Source organism: Pseudomonas koreensis (genome assembly GCF_012986595.1).
Taxonomy (GTDB): domain Bacteria; phylum Pseudomonadota; class Gammaproteobacteria; order Pseudomonadales; family Pseudomonadaceae; genus Aquipseudomonas; species Aquipseudomonas koreensis.
In genome coordinates this window covers 657,405-672,419 of record NZ_JAAQYM010000003.1, presented here as the reverse complement: position 1 = coordinate 672,419, position 15,015 = coordinate 657,405, and the positions used below count along the sequence as shown (strand labels likewise).

Here is a 15,015-nt window from a genome sequence, read left to right as displayed (position 1 = left end):
CTGGAGGTGAGTCAGGACTTCAGTCGGGAAAAGCGTCTGCTTACCCCCCGGCATTTCAAGGCAGTCTTTGACTCCCCTACCGGCAAGGTTCCGGGGAAAAATCTCCTGCTCCTTGCGCGCAACAACGATCTTGATCACCCCCGTCTCGGGCTGGTTATCGGGAAAAAGAGCGTAAAGCTCTCCGTCGAGCGCAATCGTCTCAAACGCCTAATGCGCGAATCGTTTCGCCTGCACCAGGATTCACTGGTCGGCTGGGACATCGTTATCGTCGCGCGCAAAGGTTTGGGCGACGTAGAAAACCCCGAATTGATTCAGCATTTCGGCAAACTCTGGAAACGTCTGGCCCGTAACAAGCCAGTTCCAGCAGTCAAAACCGAAACTGTAGGGGTAGACAGTCCAGATGCGTAAACTGGCCCTCGTTCCGATCCAGTTTTATCGCTATGCCATTAGTCCCCTGATGGCCAGCCACTGTCGTTTCTACCCCAGTTGTTCCTGCTACGCGTATGAAGCCATTGAAAATCATGGCCTTCTGCGCGGTGGCTGGCTGACCTTTCGTCGTTTAGGTCGCTGTCATCCGTGGAATCCCGGTGGTTATGACCCGGTTCCACCTATCCCTACCTCCCGTTCTTCTTCGATGGCCGAGTAATCATGGATATCAAACGCACGATCCTGATCGTCGCCCTGGCAATCGTGTCCTACGTTATGGTTCTTAAATGGAACCAGGACTATGGCCAGGCTGCCCTGCCGACTCAGAATGTTGCTTCCAGTACGACTGCATCCGGTTTGCCGGACACCGTTCCTGGCAATAACGCTTCCGCCAGTGACGATATTCCGCGTGCCGCCAGCGATACCAGCGCGCCAGCAGAAACCCCGGTCGCTGCCAGCAAGGATCTGATCCAGGTCAAAACCGACGTGCTCGATCTCGCGATCGATCCACAGGGCGGTGACGTTGCGCAACTGACCTTGCCACTGTATCCACGTCGTCAGGACCGTCCGGATGTTCCGTTCCAGCTGTTCGACAACGGCGGCGAACGTACTTATCTGGCACAAAGCGGTCTGATCGGCACCAACGGTCCGGACGCAAGCCCGGCCGGTCGTCCGGTTTACTCCTCGGAGAAGAAAAGTTATCAACTGGCTGACGGTCAGGACCAACTGGTCGTCGACCTGAAGTTCAGCAAGGACGGCGTCAACTACATCAAGCGTTTCACTCTGAAACGCGGCCTGTATGACGTGACCGTGACCTACCTTGTGGATAACCAGAGCGCGCAGCCCTGGTCCGGTTCGATGTTCGCCCAGTTGAAGCGCGACGCCAGTGCCGACCCTTCGTCGACCACTGCCACCGGTACCGCGACTTACCTGGGCGCCGCCCTGTGGACAAGTTCCGAGCCGTACAAGAAAGTGTCCATGAAAGACATGGACAAAGGTCAGCTCAAGGAAACCGTCACCGGTGGCTGGGTAGCATGGCTGCAACACTACTTCGTGACTGCATGGGTTGCGCCGAAGGGCGAAAACAACATCGTTCAGACGCGTAAAGACAGCAAAGGCAACTACATCATCGGTTACACCGGTCCTTCGCTGACCGCTGCGCCGGGTGCAAAAGTTGAAACCAGCGCCATTCTGTACGCTGGCCCGAAAAGCCAGGCCGTGCTGAAAGAGTTGTCCCCAGGTCTGGAACTGACGGTCGACTACGGCATTCTGTGGTTCATCGCTCAACCGATCTTCTGGCTGCTGCAACACATCCACGCGATTGTGGGTAACTGGGGCTGGTCGATCATCTTCCTGACCATGCTGATCAAAGGGATTTTCTTCCCGCTGTCGGCTGCCAGCTACAAATCCATGGCGCGCATGCGTGCCGTTGCTCCGAAACTGGCTGCACTGAAAGAGCAACATGGCGATGACCGGCAGAAAATGTCGCAGGCCATGATGGAGCTGTACAAGAAAGAGAAGATCAATCCACTGGGTGGCTGCTTGCCGATCCTCGTGCAGATGCCGGTTTTCCTTTCGCTGTACTGGGTTCTGCTGGAAAGCGTGGAAATGCGCCAGGCGCCGTTCATGCTGTGGATCACTGACCTGTCGATCAAGGATCCGTTCTTCATCCTGCCGATCATCATGGGCGCGACCATGTTCATCCAGCAGCGTCTGAACCCGACTCCGCCGGATCCGATGCAGGCGAAGGTCATGAAAATGATGCCAATCATCTTCACCTTCTTCTTCCTGTGGTTCCCTGCCGGTCTGGTGCTGTACTGGGTTGTGAACAACTGCCTGTCGATTGCCCAACAGTGGTACATCACGCGTAAGATCGAAGCGGCGACGAAAAAAGCCGAGGCGTAACTTACTCTGTGGATAACACCACTCAAAACGCCCCCTAGTGGGGCGTTTTGCTATCTGCCATTTTTGTCTGGATTCCGGTTTATGAGCGCACCTCGTGAAACCATCGCCGCTGTCGCCACCGCTCAAGGTCGCGGCGGTGTCGGCATCGTCCGTATTTCCGGGCCGTTGGCCAGTGTTGCGGCCAAAGCCATCAGCGGCCGCGAACTGAAACCGCGTTACGCGCATTACGGTCCTTTTTTCAGTGCTGATCAGCAGGTGCTGGACGAAGGTCTGGCGCTGTATTTCCCGGGACCGAACTCATTCACCGGCGAAGACGTGCTGGAGCTGCAGGGCCACGGCGGGCCGATCGTTCTGGACATGCTGCTCAAACGCTGCCTGGAGCTGGGCTGCCGCCTGGCCCGCCCGGGGGAATTCAGCGAACGTGCGTTCCTCAACGACAAGCTCGACCTGGCCCAGGCCGAGGCGATCGCCGACCTGATTGAAGCCAGTTCTGCACAGGCTGCACGTAATGCCCTGCGTTCGCTGCAGGGCGCGTTTTCCCAACGTGTGCATAACCTCACCGAACAACTGATCGGGTTGCGCATCTACGTCGAAGCCGCCATCGACTTCCCGGAAGAAGAAATCGACTTCCTTGCCGATGGCCATGTGTTGAACATGCTCGACAAAGTGCGCGATGAACTGTCCACAGTGCTTCGCGAGGCCGGGCAGGGGGCTTTGTTGCGTGACGGCATGACCGTGGTAATTGCCGGCCGGCCGAATGCCGGCAAGTCCAGCCTGTTGAATGCCCTGGCCGGGCGCGAAGCGGCGATCGTGACCGAGATTGCCGGCACCACCCGGGACATCTTGCGCGAACATATCCACATTGATGGGATGCCGTTGCACGTGGTGGATACCGCCGGTCTGCGCGATACCGATGATCAGGTGGAAAAGATCGGTGTGGAACGGGCGTTGAAAGCGATCACAGAAGCGGATCGAGTGCTGCTGGTGGTCGATGCCACCGCTCCGGAGGCGGCAGACCCGTTTGCCCTGTGGCCTGAGTTCCTCGAAACCCGCCCGGATCCGGCCAAGGTCACCTTGATCCGCAACAAGGCCGACCTCACGGGTGAAGCCATTGCCCTGGAAGTCAGTGAAGATGGCCATGTCACCATCAGCCTGAGTGCGAAATCGGCCGGTGACGGTCTCGAATTGCTGCGCGAACACCTCAAGGCCTGCATGGGCTATGAACAAACCTCGGAAAGCAGCTTCAGTGCCCGCCGCCGGCATCTTGAGGCCCTGCGCCACGCCAGTGCGGCGCTGGAACATGGGCGTGCGCAACTGACGTTGGCTGGCGCAGGAGAGCTGCTGGCTGAAGATCTGCGTCAGGCGCAGCACTCGCTGGGGGAAATCACCGGGGCTTTCAGTTCCGATGACCTGCTTGGGCGGATCTTTTCCAGCTTCTGCATTGGTAAATGACCAAAGGGGCTGTGGACAATTTATCCACAGCCCCTTTTCGTTTCACCAGTTGTAAGACACCGTACCGAGCAAGGTGCGATCTTCACCCCAGTAGCAACGGCCAGCATCGTTGCATCCAGACACATATTCCTTGTCGAACAGGTTCTTGGCATTCAGGTCGACGCTCCAGTGCGTGTCGATTTGATAGCCGATCGCCGCATCCACCAACGTGACGTCGCCGGCATCCAGCTTTCCGTACAGAGAAGGCGAGGTGTAGGCGAAAGCACTGTCGAAGTAACGCACGCCGCCGCCCACGTACAAACCTTTCAAATCGCCATCAAGGAAGCGGTACTTGGCCCAGGCCGACGCCTGATTACGCGGTACGCCGGTCATCTGGTGGCCTTTGACCAACGAGGTCGCCGCGTCCTTGGTGATCCGCGCGTCGGTGTAGGTGTACGCCGCCGTCACATTGAGGTTTTGGGTCAGATTGCTGTTGAGTTCCAGCTCGACACCTTTGGAACGGCTTTCGCCTACCTGGCGATAGGTCGAGGTGGTCGAGTCGAAGTAGGTGTCGTCCTTTTTGCGCAGGTCATACACCGACGCGGTGAACGCGGTATCCCAGCCGATCGGTTCGTACTTGAGGCCCACTTCGTATTGGCTGCTGGTGATCGGATCGAGCGGTGCGCCGGCATTGGAAATCTGCTGCACCGGTACGAATGAGGTGGAATAGCTGACATACGGCGTCATGCCGTTGTCGAACTGGTACATCACCCCGCCCTGATAGGTGAATTTCTTGTCCTCGGAACTGATATTGCTGCCCTTGGCCACTTTGTCGCGGAAATCACTGTCGACCCAGTCCTGGCGCCCACCGAGCAAGAACAACCAGTGGTCATATTTGCTCTGGATCTGTGCATAAACACCTTTCATCTGCTGCTCGAGCAACGTGTTTTGCACCGCGATCGGGGTAGTGGGATCGCGTAGATAAACCGGATTGTAGATATCGATCGGTCCGACGATGCCGGCATTCCAGTCCTGATTGAACGAAGTGCGGTCGTAGCTCGCGCCAAACAGCACGGTGTTTTCCAGCTCACCGACCTGGAATTTGCCTTCCAGTTGGTTATCCAGCGAATACACCATCGATTTGTTGAAGCGATCGTACGCAGTCATGTTCAGGCGCGTACCGAAGCCTGCGTTGTTGAGGTTGCCCGGCCAGGTTTCATGGCGGTTGATGCGCGACTGCATGTAGCGCGAGTTCTGCCGGAACTGCCAATCATCGTTGAAGGAGTGGCTGAACTCGTAGCCGGTACTCCAGGTTTCCCGTTCGAAGGTGTTCCAGTCCGGGTCACCGAGCAGGGTGCCTTTGGATAACTTGCCGTTGGGGTTTGTCAGTAACGTCCCGGCGGCCGGTAGGCCAAGTTCCATATTGGTGTGATCCTTCTGGTAGTTGGCCAGCAAGGTCAGGGTGTTGAAATCGTCGAAATTCAGGGTCAGCGAAGGGGCGATGTAGAGGCGGTCATCCGGGACGTGATCGGTTTGAGTGTCAGACTTGCGACCGAGCATTACTACGCGCCCGAGAATGTTGCCACTGTCGTTCAGGGGGCCCGACACATCGACACCGATCTGCCGGCGGTTGTTCGAGCCATAACCCAGCTGCACTTCACCCCGAGGCTCAGCAGTCGGGCGTTTGCTGACCAGATTGACCAGACCGCCCGGTGCGTTTTCCCCATAGAGCAGCGAGGACGGGCCACGGAAAATCTCCACTCGTTCAAGTCCGTAAGGCTCGGTGCTGGTGTCATAGCGGTTACCTTGCACACGCAGGCCATCGCGCAGCAGGCCGTAGCCGTAATCGGTCGCGTTGAAACCGCGAATGAAAAACAGATCGCCGGCCAGACTGTCGCCGGCGGCAAACGGTGGGGCAAAGATCCCCGGAACGTAGCCGAGTACTTCGGTCAGCGTCTGAGATTTCTGATCTTTCATGCGCTCTGCGGTAACCACCGACACCGAACGCGGCGTTTCCGACAGCGGCGTGCTGGTTTTCGTACCGATCCGGCTGTTCTGCGCCTTGTAGCCGACGTCGGCGGCGTAATCCAGGTTCATCGGATTGGCCAATTGCCCATTGATGTTGGTCGGGGCCAGTTCCAGTGAATCGCCGTTGGGCAGCGCCTGCAGAATATAACTGCCCGGCGCCTGCGGTACGGCTTGCAAGCCCGAGCCTTGCAGCAGTTGGGCGAATCCCTGTTCGACGGTGAAGGTGCCGTTCAGTCCGGCACTGGTTAAACGGCTGCTCTGCTGTGGCGAGAACGACAGAATCACGTTTGCGGCGGAAGCGAATTGGCTCAAGGCGTTGTCGAGAGAGCCAGCAGCGATGGTGTAGGGCTGGTCGGCCGTTGCCGCGAAGGCGTTATCAGTCATTACCAGGCAGGACGCGGCACTGGTCATCAGCAGGCTGTAGGCAATGCAATGGTGGGAAAAACGCTGACGGAATGTGGGAAGACGCATGTGTGGATAAGCCCTGAAGGTGGCGAAGAGCCGCGTTTATCGCGATTACCTGTAGGGCCGGGTCAGGGCAAAAAAAGATAACCCTGTTTTCGATTTATTTTTCCCCAGGTGATTTTCGATCAGCCATTGTGGCTGATCGATACCCAGTAATGGCTGAAGTAGCGGACGTTGATCGGTAGAGAGGCCTGAAGATTGGCGAGTACGGCATCAGTGGAGTCGAGCCGAAAGGTGCCGGACACCCGTAAATCCCGGGCGCGGCTATCGCAGTGCAGAAAACCTCTGCGATAACGCCCCAACTCTTCGATCACCTCGCCCAGCCGTGCATCGAGCACAATGAGCTGGCCGTTGGTCCACGCCACTGCCGAGGATTTAAAGGGGTGAAGGAGCCCGACATGCCGACTGTCGAAATCCGCACCTTCGCCGGCTTTCAGGATCATCGCGGTCGTTGATCGATCAGCGGGTTGCACGCTGACCCGATCTTCCAGCACGCCGACCCGGGTCGAACCGGACAACTTATGCACAGAAAAACGGGTGCCCAACGCTTGAATCCGGCCATCCCCGGTTTCGACAAAAAACGGCCGCTGATCGCCAAGCTTGCCGGTCTGAATGAGGATTTCACCCGAGCGCAAGCGAATCAGCCGTTGCGCTGCCTCGAAAGACACATCGATGGCCGTATCGGTATTGAGCTGGATCTGGCTGCCATCCGCCAATGAGAGGTTACGCCGCTGGCCAACGCCGGTTTTGTAGTCCGCCCAGGCATTCCCAAGGGACGTATGTTGTTGGGCATTCCAACCCAGGAATCCCGTTCCGGTCGCGAGCAGCAACAACTTCAGCACCTGGCGCCGTTGTTGGCCGGTTTTCAGCGCGCGACGTTTCAAATCCTGCGGCAAAGTGCCGAGGTGACGCTGCAATTGTTCCATCTGGTTCCAGGCCGCCAGATGCGCTGGATCGCTATCTATCCACAGCTGCCAGGCTTTTTGTTCGGCGAGCGTCGGCGGATCGGCCTGAAACTGCACGTACCAACTGGCCGCCGCTTCGAACACCTGACGGTTCGGTGCACTGGCCATCAACGCTGCGCCATGATCAGGGCACATTCCGTCAGGGCGCGGATCATGTGCTTCTTTACTGTGGTCAGGGAAACCTTCAGCTGCACCGCAATCTGTTGATAAGTCAGGCCGTCGATCTGCGAAAGGATGAAGATCTTCTGGGTTCGCGCGCCCAGACCGGTCAAGGCTTTATCCACAGCGACCAAGGTTTCGATGATCAGCGCCTTATCTTCTTCGCTGATGGCAGTGGCTTCCGGTCGAGCAGCCAAAGTCTGCAAGTAGGCGACTTCGATGGCGTGTCTTCGATAACGGTCAATGACGAGGCCGCGTGCGATGGTCGCCAGATAATCCCGCGGTTCACGAATCTGCGAGGCATTACGTGCTGCGAGAATCCGCACGAAGGTGTCATGCGCGACATCGGCAGCATCGCAGGCGTCATGCAGTTTTCCCTTGAGCCATCCATATAGCCACGAATGGTGTTGCTCGTAGATTTTCTCGATCGCAGCGTGATGGGCGGGTAAGGACATGGGAGAAACTGGCGAGTTAATGATAATGGCTATTATTAGCCTCTGTTACGTTCTCTCACAATAGCCCTGTCACATCCCTCTATCGGCTACCTGGTCGTCACCGATCGCTCGATGGCGCTTTTTTTACGCCCTGAAAAAATGCTTGGGTCGAATTTCTGTGGATTAAGCCCTGTGAATAACTGCCACTGAGGTCGGTTGATAACAGGGCTTCAAAACAGGATATAACCTCCCCTGTGGATAACCACCCCTTTCATCCACAGGCTTACCCCGGTTATCCAACGGCCTCATTGGCACATGAGCACAGGGTTTTGAAACTCTGTACACATTGAATAATATGGCTTGTAGCGATCTATCCACAGAAAGGTGGGGCAGTAAGAATAAACATAAAAACAAAGGTTTTATAAATTTCTCTCTTTTTTATTCTTTTAACTTCGAGTTCTCCACAGCTGGTTAAATTTTGTGCAAAGGGTTCTTTAGGAAGGGCGAAGTCCCTATACTTGTCGACCAGGTCCAGAAACCTGATCTCAAACTATTCCTGAATTACCTACTTAAGCAGGCACGAGGTGCGTGGTGGATTTCCCTTCCCGTTTTGAAGTGATCGTCATCGGCGGCGGTCATGCCGGTACCGAGGCAGCACTGGCCTCAGCACGTATGGGGGCAAAAACCCTGTTGCTGACGCATAACGTGGAAACCCTCGGCGCCATGAGCTGCAACCCGGCCATCGGTGGCATTGGCAAAAGCCATCTGGTCAAGGAAATCGATGCCCTCGGCGGCGCGATGGCCATCGCCACCGACCTGGGCGGCATCCAGTTTCGCGTGTTGAACAGCCGTAAAGGCCCGGCCGTGCGTGCAACCCGGGCACAGGCCGACCGAATTCTGTACAAGGCCGCTGTCCGCGAAATCCTGGAAAACCAGCCGAACCTGTGGATATTTCAACAAGCCGCAGACGACCTGATCGTTGAGCAGGAACAAGTGCGCGGTGTTGTCACCCAAATGGGTCTGCGGTTCTTCGCCGATTCCGTGGTGTTGACCACCGGTACCTTCCTTGGCGGACTTATCCACATCGGTTTGCAGAATTTCTCCGGCGGTCGCGCCGGTGATCCGCCGTCGATTGCCCTGGCGCATCGTCTGCGTGAACTGCCGTTGCGTGTGGGTCGCCTGAAAACCGGTACGCCACCGCGCATCGATGGCAAATCTGTGGATTTCTCGGTCATGACCGAGCAGCCAGGTGATACGCCGATCCCGGTGATGTCGTTCATGGGCAACAAGGAACAACATCCACGCCAGGTCAGTTGCTGGATTACCCATACCAACGCCCGCACCCACGAAATCATCGCGGCGAACCTCGATCGTTCGCCCATGTATTCCGCTGCTGGCGAAATCGAGGGCATCGGTCCACGTTACTGCCCGTCGATCGAAGACAAGATTCATCGCTTTGCCGACAAGGAAAGCCATCAGGTGTTCATCGAACCGGAAGGTCTGACCACCCATGAGCTGTACCCCAACGGGATATCCACAAGCTTGCCGTTCGACGTGCAATTGCAGATCGTGCAATCGATCCGCGGCATGGAAAATGCGCACATCGTGCGTCCGGGTTATGCGATCGAATACGACTACTTCGATCCGCGCGACCTGAAGTACAGTCTGGAAACCAAAGTGATTGGCGGTCTGTTCTTCGCGGGCCAGATCAACGGCACCACCGGTTACGAAGAAGCGGGTGCACAAGGTCTGCTCGCTGGCGCCAACGCCGCGCTGCGTGCGAAGGGCAAAGAAGCCTGGTGCCCGCGTCGCGACGAGGCGTACATCGGGGTGTTGGTCGACGACCTGATCACCCTCGGTACTCAAGAGCCGTACCGCATGTTCACTTCCCGTGCCGAGTACCGCCTGATTCTGCGTGAGGACAACGCCGACCTGCGTCTGACCGAAAAAGGTCGCGAGCTCGGATTGGTCGATGACACGCGTTGGGCGGCCTTCTGCAAGAAGCGCGAAAGCATCGAACTCGAAGAGCAGCGCCTGAAAAGCACCTGGGTTCGCCCGGGCACTCAGCAGGGCGATGCGATCGCCGAAAAATTCGGCACGCCGCTGACCCACGAATACAACTTGCTCAATCTCTTGAGCCGCCCGGAAATCGACTACGCTGGTCTGGTCGAAGTGACCGGACAGGGCGCCGACGATCCCCAGGTCGCCGAACAGGTTGAGATCAAGACCAAATACGCCGGTTACATCGACCGTCAACAGGACGAAATCGCCCGTCTGCGCGCCAGTGAAGACACGAAACTGCCTGTGGATATCGATTACACCAACATTTCCGGTCTCTCCAAGGAGATCCAGAGCAAGCTCGGTGCGACGCGTCCAGAGACGCTCGGCCAGGCTTCGCGGATTCCGGGCGTGACCCCGGCAGCGATTTCGCTGTTGATGATTCATTTGAAAAAACGCGGCGCGGGCCGTCAGTTGGAGCAAAGCGCTTGAGTTCTAAGGTCACTTCGCAACACGCCGAAGAGTTATCCACAGGAGCCCGCGAGCTCGGTGTCAATCTCAGCGCCGCCCAGCACGAATTGTTGCTGGGTTACCTGGCCCTGTTGATCAAATGGAACCAGGCCTACAACCTGACCGCAGTCCGCGATCCTGACGAAATGGTTTCGCGCCATTTGCTCGACAGCCTGAGCGTGATGTCATTCATCGAAAACGGTCGCTGGCTCGATGTCGGCAGCGGCGGCGGCATGCCGGGGATCCCGTTGGCGATCCTGGATCCGGACTCGCAAGTGACCTGTCTGGACAGCAACGGCAAGAAAACCCGCTTTCTGACCCAGGTCAAACTCGAACTCAAACTGGATAACCTGCAAGTTATCCACAGTCGCGTCGAAGCGTTCCAGCCTGCCGAGCCGTTCAACGGGATCATTTCCCGGGCGTTCAGCAGCATGGAAAACTTCACAAACTGGACTCGCCACCTCGGCGATGCCGATACGCGCTGGCTGGCAATGAAGGGCGTTCATCCGGCCGATGAGCTGGTAGCATTGCCGGCAGACTTCAAACTCGATAGCGAACACGCCCTGGCCGTACCCGGTTGCCAAGGCCAACGCCATCTGCTGATACTGCGCCGCACGGCATGATTGGGAACACAAGCAAGAATGGCTAAGGTATTCGCGATAGCGAACCAGAAGGGTGGTGTGGGCAAGACCACCACCTGTATCAACCTCGCAGCATCCCTGGTCGCGACCAAGCGCCGGGTGCTGTTGATCGATCTCGATCCACAGGGCAACGCCACCATGGGTAGCGGTGTGGATAAACATGGCCTGGAAAACTCGGTCTATGACCTGCTGATCGGCGAATGCGATCTGGCCCAGGCCATGCACTACTCCGAGCATGGCGGTTATCAACTGCTTCCGGCCAACCGCGATCTGACCGCGGCCGAAGTGGTCCTGCTGGAAATGCAGATGAAGGAAAGCCGTCTGCGCAGCGCGCTGGCGCCGATCCGTGAAAACTACGATTACATTTTGATCGACTGCCCGCCGTCGCTGTCGATGCTCACGCTGAACGCACTGGTCGCCGCTGACGGGGTGATTATCCCCATGCAGTGCGAATACTTTGCGCTCGAAGGTTTGAGCGACCTTGTGGATAACATCAAGCGCATCGCCGAACTGCTGAACCCGAACCTCAAGGTCGAAGGTTTGCTGCGGACCATGTACGACCCGCGTCTGAGCCTGATGAACGATGTTTCGGCACAGCTCAAGGAACACTTTGGCGAACAGCTGTACGACACCGTGATCCCGCGCAACATTCGCCTGGCCGAAGCGCCGAGTTACGGTATGCCGGCACTGGCCTACGACAAGCAATCGCGTGGCGCGCTGGCCTATCTGGCTTTGGCGGGCGAGATGGTTCGCCGTCAACGCAAAAATTCACGCATCGCCGCTGCCCAGCCAACTTAAGGAATCCCCATGGCCGTCAAGAAACGAGGTCTCGGACGTGGACTGGATGCACTGTTGAGTGGTCCGACCGTCAGCGCGCTGGAAGAACAGGCGGCGCAGGCTGATACCCGTGAACTGCAACACCTGCCGCTGGATCTGCTGCAGCGTGGCAAATACCAGCCACGTCGCGACATGGATCCGCAGGCGCTGGAAGAGCTGGCGCAGTCGATCAAGGCGCAAGGCGTGATGCAGCCGATCGTGGTTCGCCCGATTGGCGGTGGCCGCTTCGAAATCATTGCCGGCGAACGCCGCTGGCGCGCCAGCCAGCAGGCTGGCCAGGAAACCATTCCGGCCATGGTCCGCGATGTGCCGGATGAAACCGCGATCGCCATTGCGCTGATCGAGAACATCCAGCGTGAAGACCTGAACCCGATCGAGGAAGCCGTCGCCTTGCAGCGTCTGCAGCAGGAGTTCCAGCTCACTCAACAACAGGTTGCCGAGGCTGTGGGTAAGTCCCGCGTGACTGTGGCTAACCTGTTGCGGCTTATTGCACTGCCCGAAGTCATCAAGACCATGCTGTCGCATGGCGACCTGGAAATGGGTCACGCCCGTGCTTTGCTCGGTCTGCCGGACAATCAGCAGGTGGAAGGGGCGCGACATGTTGTCGCACGCGGCCTCACCGTGCGCCAGACTGAAGCACTGGTTCGCCAGTGGCTCAGTGGCAAACCGGAACCTGTTGAAGCGGCCAAACCTGACCCGGACATCGCTCGTCTCGAACAGCGTCTGGCCGAGCGCCTAGGCTCTGCGGTGCAGATTCGCCATGGCAAGAAGGGAAAGGGTCAGCTGGTCATCGGTTATAACTCGCTCGATGAGCTTCAAGGTGTGCTCGCACACATCCGCTGAAACATTTCCTCATGTAGCGCGCAGTCGGAAATCACTACCTGACAGTTGAATAGGGGCAGAACCGCCCCTATACTCTGCGCGCATTTTGTCGGCACAAATTATGCCAAGTTATTGAATTCTGGCAGCCGACCATTGGAGAGCAAACGTGATGGAAACCCGCAAGCCAAACCGCCTGCCGTTCCATCGCCTGGCGGTTTTTCCGGTGTTGATGGCTCAATTTGTCATGTTGCTCATTGCCGCTTTGGCGCTTTGGCAATGGCACGGAGTCGTTGCCGGATACTCGGGACTTTGCGGAGGCCTGATAGCCTTGCTGCCCAATGTTTATTTCGCTCACAAGGCATTTCGGTTTTCCGGCGCCCGAGCAGCCCAGTCCATCGTCCGGTCTTTTTATGCCGGCGAGGCAGGCAAACTGATTTTGACGGCAGTGCTGTTTGCACTGGTGTTTGCAGGTGTGAAGCCATTGGCGCCGATCGCAGTATTCGGCGCTTTCGTGCTGACTCAGTCGGTCAGCTGGTTCGCTCCCCTGCTGATGAGAACAAGACTTTCGAGACCTTAGGGCGTTTGAGGCAACCATGGCAGAAACAACCGCTTCGGGCTATATCCAGCACCACTTGCAGAACCTGACCTTCGGTCAGCTACCTAACGGCGGCTGGGGCTTTGCCCATTCCGCAGCAGAAGCCAAGGAAATGGGCTTCTGGGCTTTCCACGTCGATACCCTCGGCTGGTCGGTCGCACTGGGCCTGATTTTCGTTTTCCTTTTCCGCATGGCGGCAAAGAAGGCGACTTCCGGTCAACCAGGTGCACTGCAGAACTTCGTTGAAGTATTGGTCGAATTCGTCGATGGCAGCGTGAAAGACAGCTTCCATGGTCGTAGCCCGGTGATTGCACCGCTGGCACTGACCATTTTCGTCTGGGTGTTCCTGATGAACGCCGTCGACCTGGTACCGGTCGACTGGATTCCTCAGTTGGCCATCCTGATCACCGGCGACCACCACATCCCGTTCCGCGCCGTGTCGACTACCGACCCGAACGCGACCCTGGGTATGGCGTTCTCGGTTTTCGCACTGATCATTTTCTATAGCATCAAGGTCAAGGGCATCGGCGGCTTCATCGGCGAACTGACCCTGCACCCGTTCGGCAGCAAGAACATCTTCGTTCAAGCCCTGCTGATTCCGGTGAACTTCCTGCTGGAATTCGTGACCCTGATCGCCAAGCCGATCTCCCTGGCTCTGCGTCTGTTCGGCAACATGTATGCCGGCGAGCTGGTGTTCATTCTGATCGCTGTGATGTTCGGCAGCGGCCTGCTCTGGCTGAGTGGCCTGGGCGTTGTTCTGCAGTGGGCGTGGGCTGTGTTCCACATCCTGATCATCACCCTGCAGGCGTTCATCTTCATGATGCTGACCATCGTCTACCTGTCGATGGCGCACGAAGAAAACCATTAAGAGCAGCCTCGGCTGATCTGATGTCCCTCCCTGTCAAACGGGAGGGGGCTCTTAACCGGGCCTCTGAAACGATTTGTTTTACCGCTTTAATCTAAAAAACCTAAACCATACGACGTAAAAGTCGGGAGGAAAGATGGAAACTGTAGTTGGTCTAACCGCTATCGCTGTTGCACTGTTGATCGGCCTGGGCGCACTGGGTACCGCAATTGGTTTCGGCCTGCTGGGCGGCAAGTTCCTGGAAGGCGCAGCGCGTCAGCCAGAAATGGTCCCAATGCTGCAAGTTAAAATGTTCATCGTTGCCGGTCTGCTCGACGCCGTAACCATGATCGGTGTTGGTATCGCTCTGTTCTTCACCTTTGCGAACCCGTTCGTTGGTCAGATCGCTGGCTAATTACCCGGATTCTTCCGAGTAATTTGATGTGATGGACAACGTAACTGCGAGGTGTTGGCGTGAACATTAATGCGACCCTGATTGGCCAGTCCGTTGCGTTCCTGATTTTTGTACTGTTCTGCATGAAGTTCGTATGGCCTCCGGTCATTGCGGCTCTGCACGAACGTCAAAAGAAGATCGCTGATGGTCTGGACGCTGCCAGCCGAGCAGCTCGCGACCTGGAGTTGGCCCAAGAGAAAGCGGGTCAGCAACTGCGCGAAGCGAAAGCTCAGGCAGCTGAAATCATCGAGCAAGCCAAGAAACGCGGTAACCAGATCGTTGAAGAGGCTGTTGAAAAAGCCCGTATCGACGCTGACCGTGTGAAGGTTCAGGCTCAAGCCGAGATCGAACAGGAACTGAACAGTGTCAAAGACAAGCTGCGCGCCCAAGTGGGCTTGCTGGCTGTCGGCGGCGCCGAGAAGATCCTGGGTGCCACAATCGATCAAAACGCGCACGCAGAGCTGGTTAACCAACTGGCTGCTGAAATCTAAGCGAGGGCGA

General features: G+C 57.3%; 15 protein-coding genes. 12 read left to right on the top strand and 3 right to left on the bottom strand.

Annotation, left to right across the window (positions count from 1 at the left end; translation table 11 throughout):
• The first annotated feature begins 6 nt into the window (after nucleotides 1-6).
• The 4 genes from rnpA to mnmE all read left to right on the top strand — a co-directional run bounded on the left by rnpA (nucleotide 7) and on the right by mnmE (nucleotide 3,783).
• Entirely contained in the window at nucleotides 7-408 is a 402-nt protein-coding gene (rnpA, locus tag HBN98_RS12585) for a ribonuclease P protein component (RefSeq protein WP_011336726.1), read from the top strand.
• Nucleotides 401-646 (top strand): membrane protein insertion efficiency factor YidD, encoded by a 246-nt coding sequence (yidD, locus tag HBN98_RS12580; protein ID WP_010465488.1) that lies wholly within the window; start codon nucleotides 401-403, stop codon nucleotides 644-646. The genes rnpA and yidD overlap by 8 nt, the downstream gene beginning before the upstream one ends.
• 2 nt (nucleotides 647-648) lie before the next feature.
• Entirely contained in the window at nucleotides 649-2,331 is a 1,683-nt protein-coding gene (gene yidC / locus HBN98_RS12575) for a membrane protein insertase YidC (protein WP_064589935.1), read from the top strand.
• Nucleotides 2,332-2,412: 81 nt separating this feature from the next.
• Complete coding sequence (gene mnmE / locus HBN98_RS12570; protein WP_064589934.1) at nucleotides 2,413-3,783, top strand: tRNA uridine-5-carboxymethylaminomethyl(34) synthesis GTPase MnmE; 1,371 nt, start codon at nucleotides 2,413-2,415, stop codon at nucleotides 3,781-3,783.
• Between the two features lie 42 nt (nucleotides 3,784-3,825).
• Here the strand turns inward: mnmE and HBN98_RS12565 are convergent, their stop codons facing one another.
• The 3 genes from HBN98_RS12565 to HBN98_RS12555 all read right to left on the bottom strand — a co-directional run bounded on the left by HBN98_RS12565 (nucleotide 3,826) and on the right by HBN98_RS12555 (nucleotide 7,834).
• Nucleotides 3,826-6,261 (bottom strand): TonB-dependent siderophore receptor, encoded by a 2,436-nt coding sequence (locus HBN98_RS12565; protein WP_083367461.1) that lies wholly within the window; start codon nucleotides 6,259-6,261, stop codon nucleotides 3,826-3,828.
• 119 nt (nucleotides 6,262-6,380) lie between these two features.
• Nucleotides 6,381-7,328 (bottom strand): FecR domain-containing protein, encoded by a 948-nt coding sequence (locus HBN98_RS12560; RefSeq protein WP_083367462.1) that lies wholly within the window; start codon nucleotides 7,326-7,328, stop codon nucleotides 6,381-6,383.
• On the bottom strand, nucleotides 7,328-7,834 hold the full coding sequence (locus HBN98_RS12555; protein WP_083367463.1) for a sigma-70 family RNA polymerase sigma factor: 507 nt from the start codon (nucleotides 7,832-7,834) through the stop codon (nucleotides 7,328-7,330). The genes HBN98_RS12560 and HBN98_RS12555 overlap by 1 nt, the downstream gene beginning before the upstream one ends.
• Nucleotides 7,835-8,404: 570 nt before the next feature.
• Here HBN98_RS12555 and mnmG point away from each other — a divergent pair.
• From mnmG to HBN98_RS12515, 8 genes are all read left to right on the top strand, one after another.
• The gene (gene mnmG, locus HBN98_RS12550) at nucleotides 8,405-10,303 is read left to right on the top strand and encodes a tRNA uridine-5-carboxymethylaminomethyl(34) synthesis enzyme MnmG (protein ID WP_083367464.1); all 1,899 of its coding nucleotides are present in this window, start codon (nucleotides 8,405-8,407) and stop codon (nucleotides 10,301-10,303) included.
• Nucleotides 10,300-10,944, top strand: a complete 645-nt coding sequence (gene rsmG / locus HBN98_RS12545) for a 16S rRNA (guanine(527)-N(7))-methyltransferase RsmG (RefSeq protein ID WP_083367465.1) — start codon at nucleotides 10,300-10,302, stop codon at nucleotides 10,942-10,944. Before mnmG ends, rsmG begins: the two co-directional genes overlap by 4 nt.
• Before the next feature lie 18 nt (nucleotides 10,945-10,962).
• Nucleotides 10,963-11,760: a ParA family protein gene (locus tag HBN98_RS12540; protein WP_003229787.1), complete on the top strand. Its 798-nt coding sequence runs from the start codon at nucleotides 10,963-10,965 to the stop codon at nucleotides 11,758-11,760.
• A gap of 9 nt (nucleotides 11,761-11,769) precedes the next feature.
• Nucleotides 11,770-12,642: a ParB/RepB/Spo0J family partition protein gene (locus HBN98_RS12535; protein ID WP_007960777.1), complete on the top strand. Its 873-nt coding sequence runs from the start codon at nucleotides 11,770-11,772 to the stop codon at nucleotides 12,640-12,642.
• Nucleotides 12,643-12,790: 148 nt separating this feature from the next.
• Nucleotides 12,791-13,198: a F0F1 ATP synthase subunit I gene (locus HBN98_RS12530; protein ID WP_083367466.1), complete on the top strand. Its 408-nt coding sequence runs from the start codon at nucleotides 12,791-12,793 to the stop codon at nucleotides 13,196-13,198.
• A 16-nt stretch (nucleotides 13,199-13,214) separates the two neighbouring features.
• Nucleotides 13,215-14,084, top strand: coding sequence for a F0F1 ATP synthase subunit A (gene atpB, locus HBN98_RS12525; RefSeq protein WP_064589928.1), 870 nt, complete (start codon nucleotides 13,215-13,217; stop codon nucleotides 14,082-14,084).
• 133 nt (nucleotides 14,085-14,217) lie between these two features.
• Nucleotides 14,218-14,475, top strand: a complete 258-nt coding sequence (atpE, locus tag HBN98_RS12520) for a F0F1 ATP synthase subunit C (RefSeq protein ID WP_003097235.1) — start codon at nucleotides 14,218-14,220, stop codon at nucleotides 14,473-14,475.
• A gap of 59 nt (nucleotides 14,476-14,534) precedes the next feature.
• A complete protein-coding gene (locus HBN98_RS12515) occupies nucleotides 14,535-15,005 on the top strand; it encodes a F0F1 ATP synthase subunit B (RefSeq protein ID WP_011336718.1) in 471 nt (156 codons plus the stop codon).
• The last annotated feature ends 10 nt before the right edge of the window (nucleotides 15,006-15,015 follow it).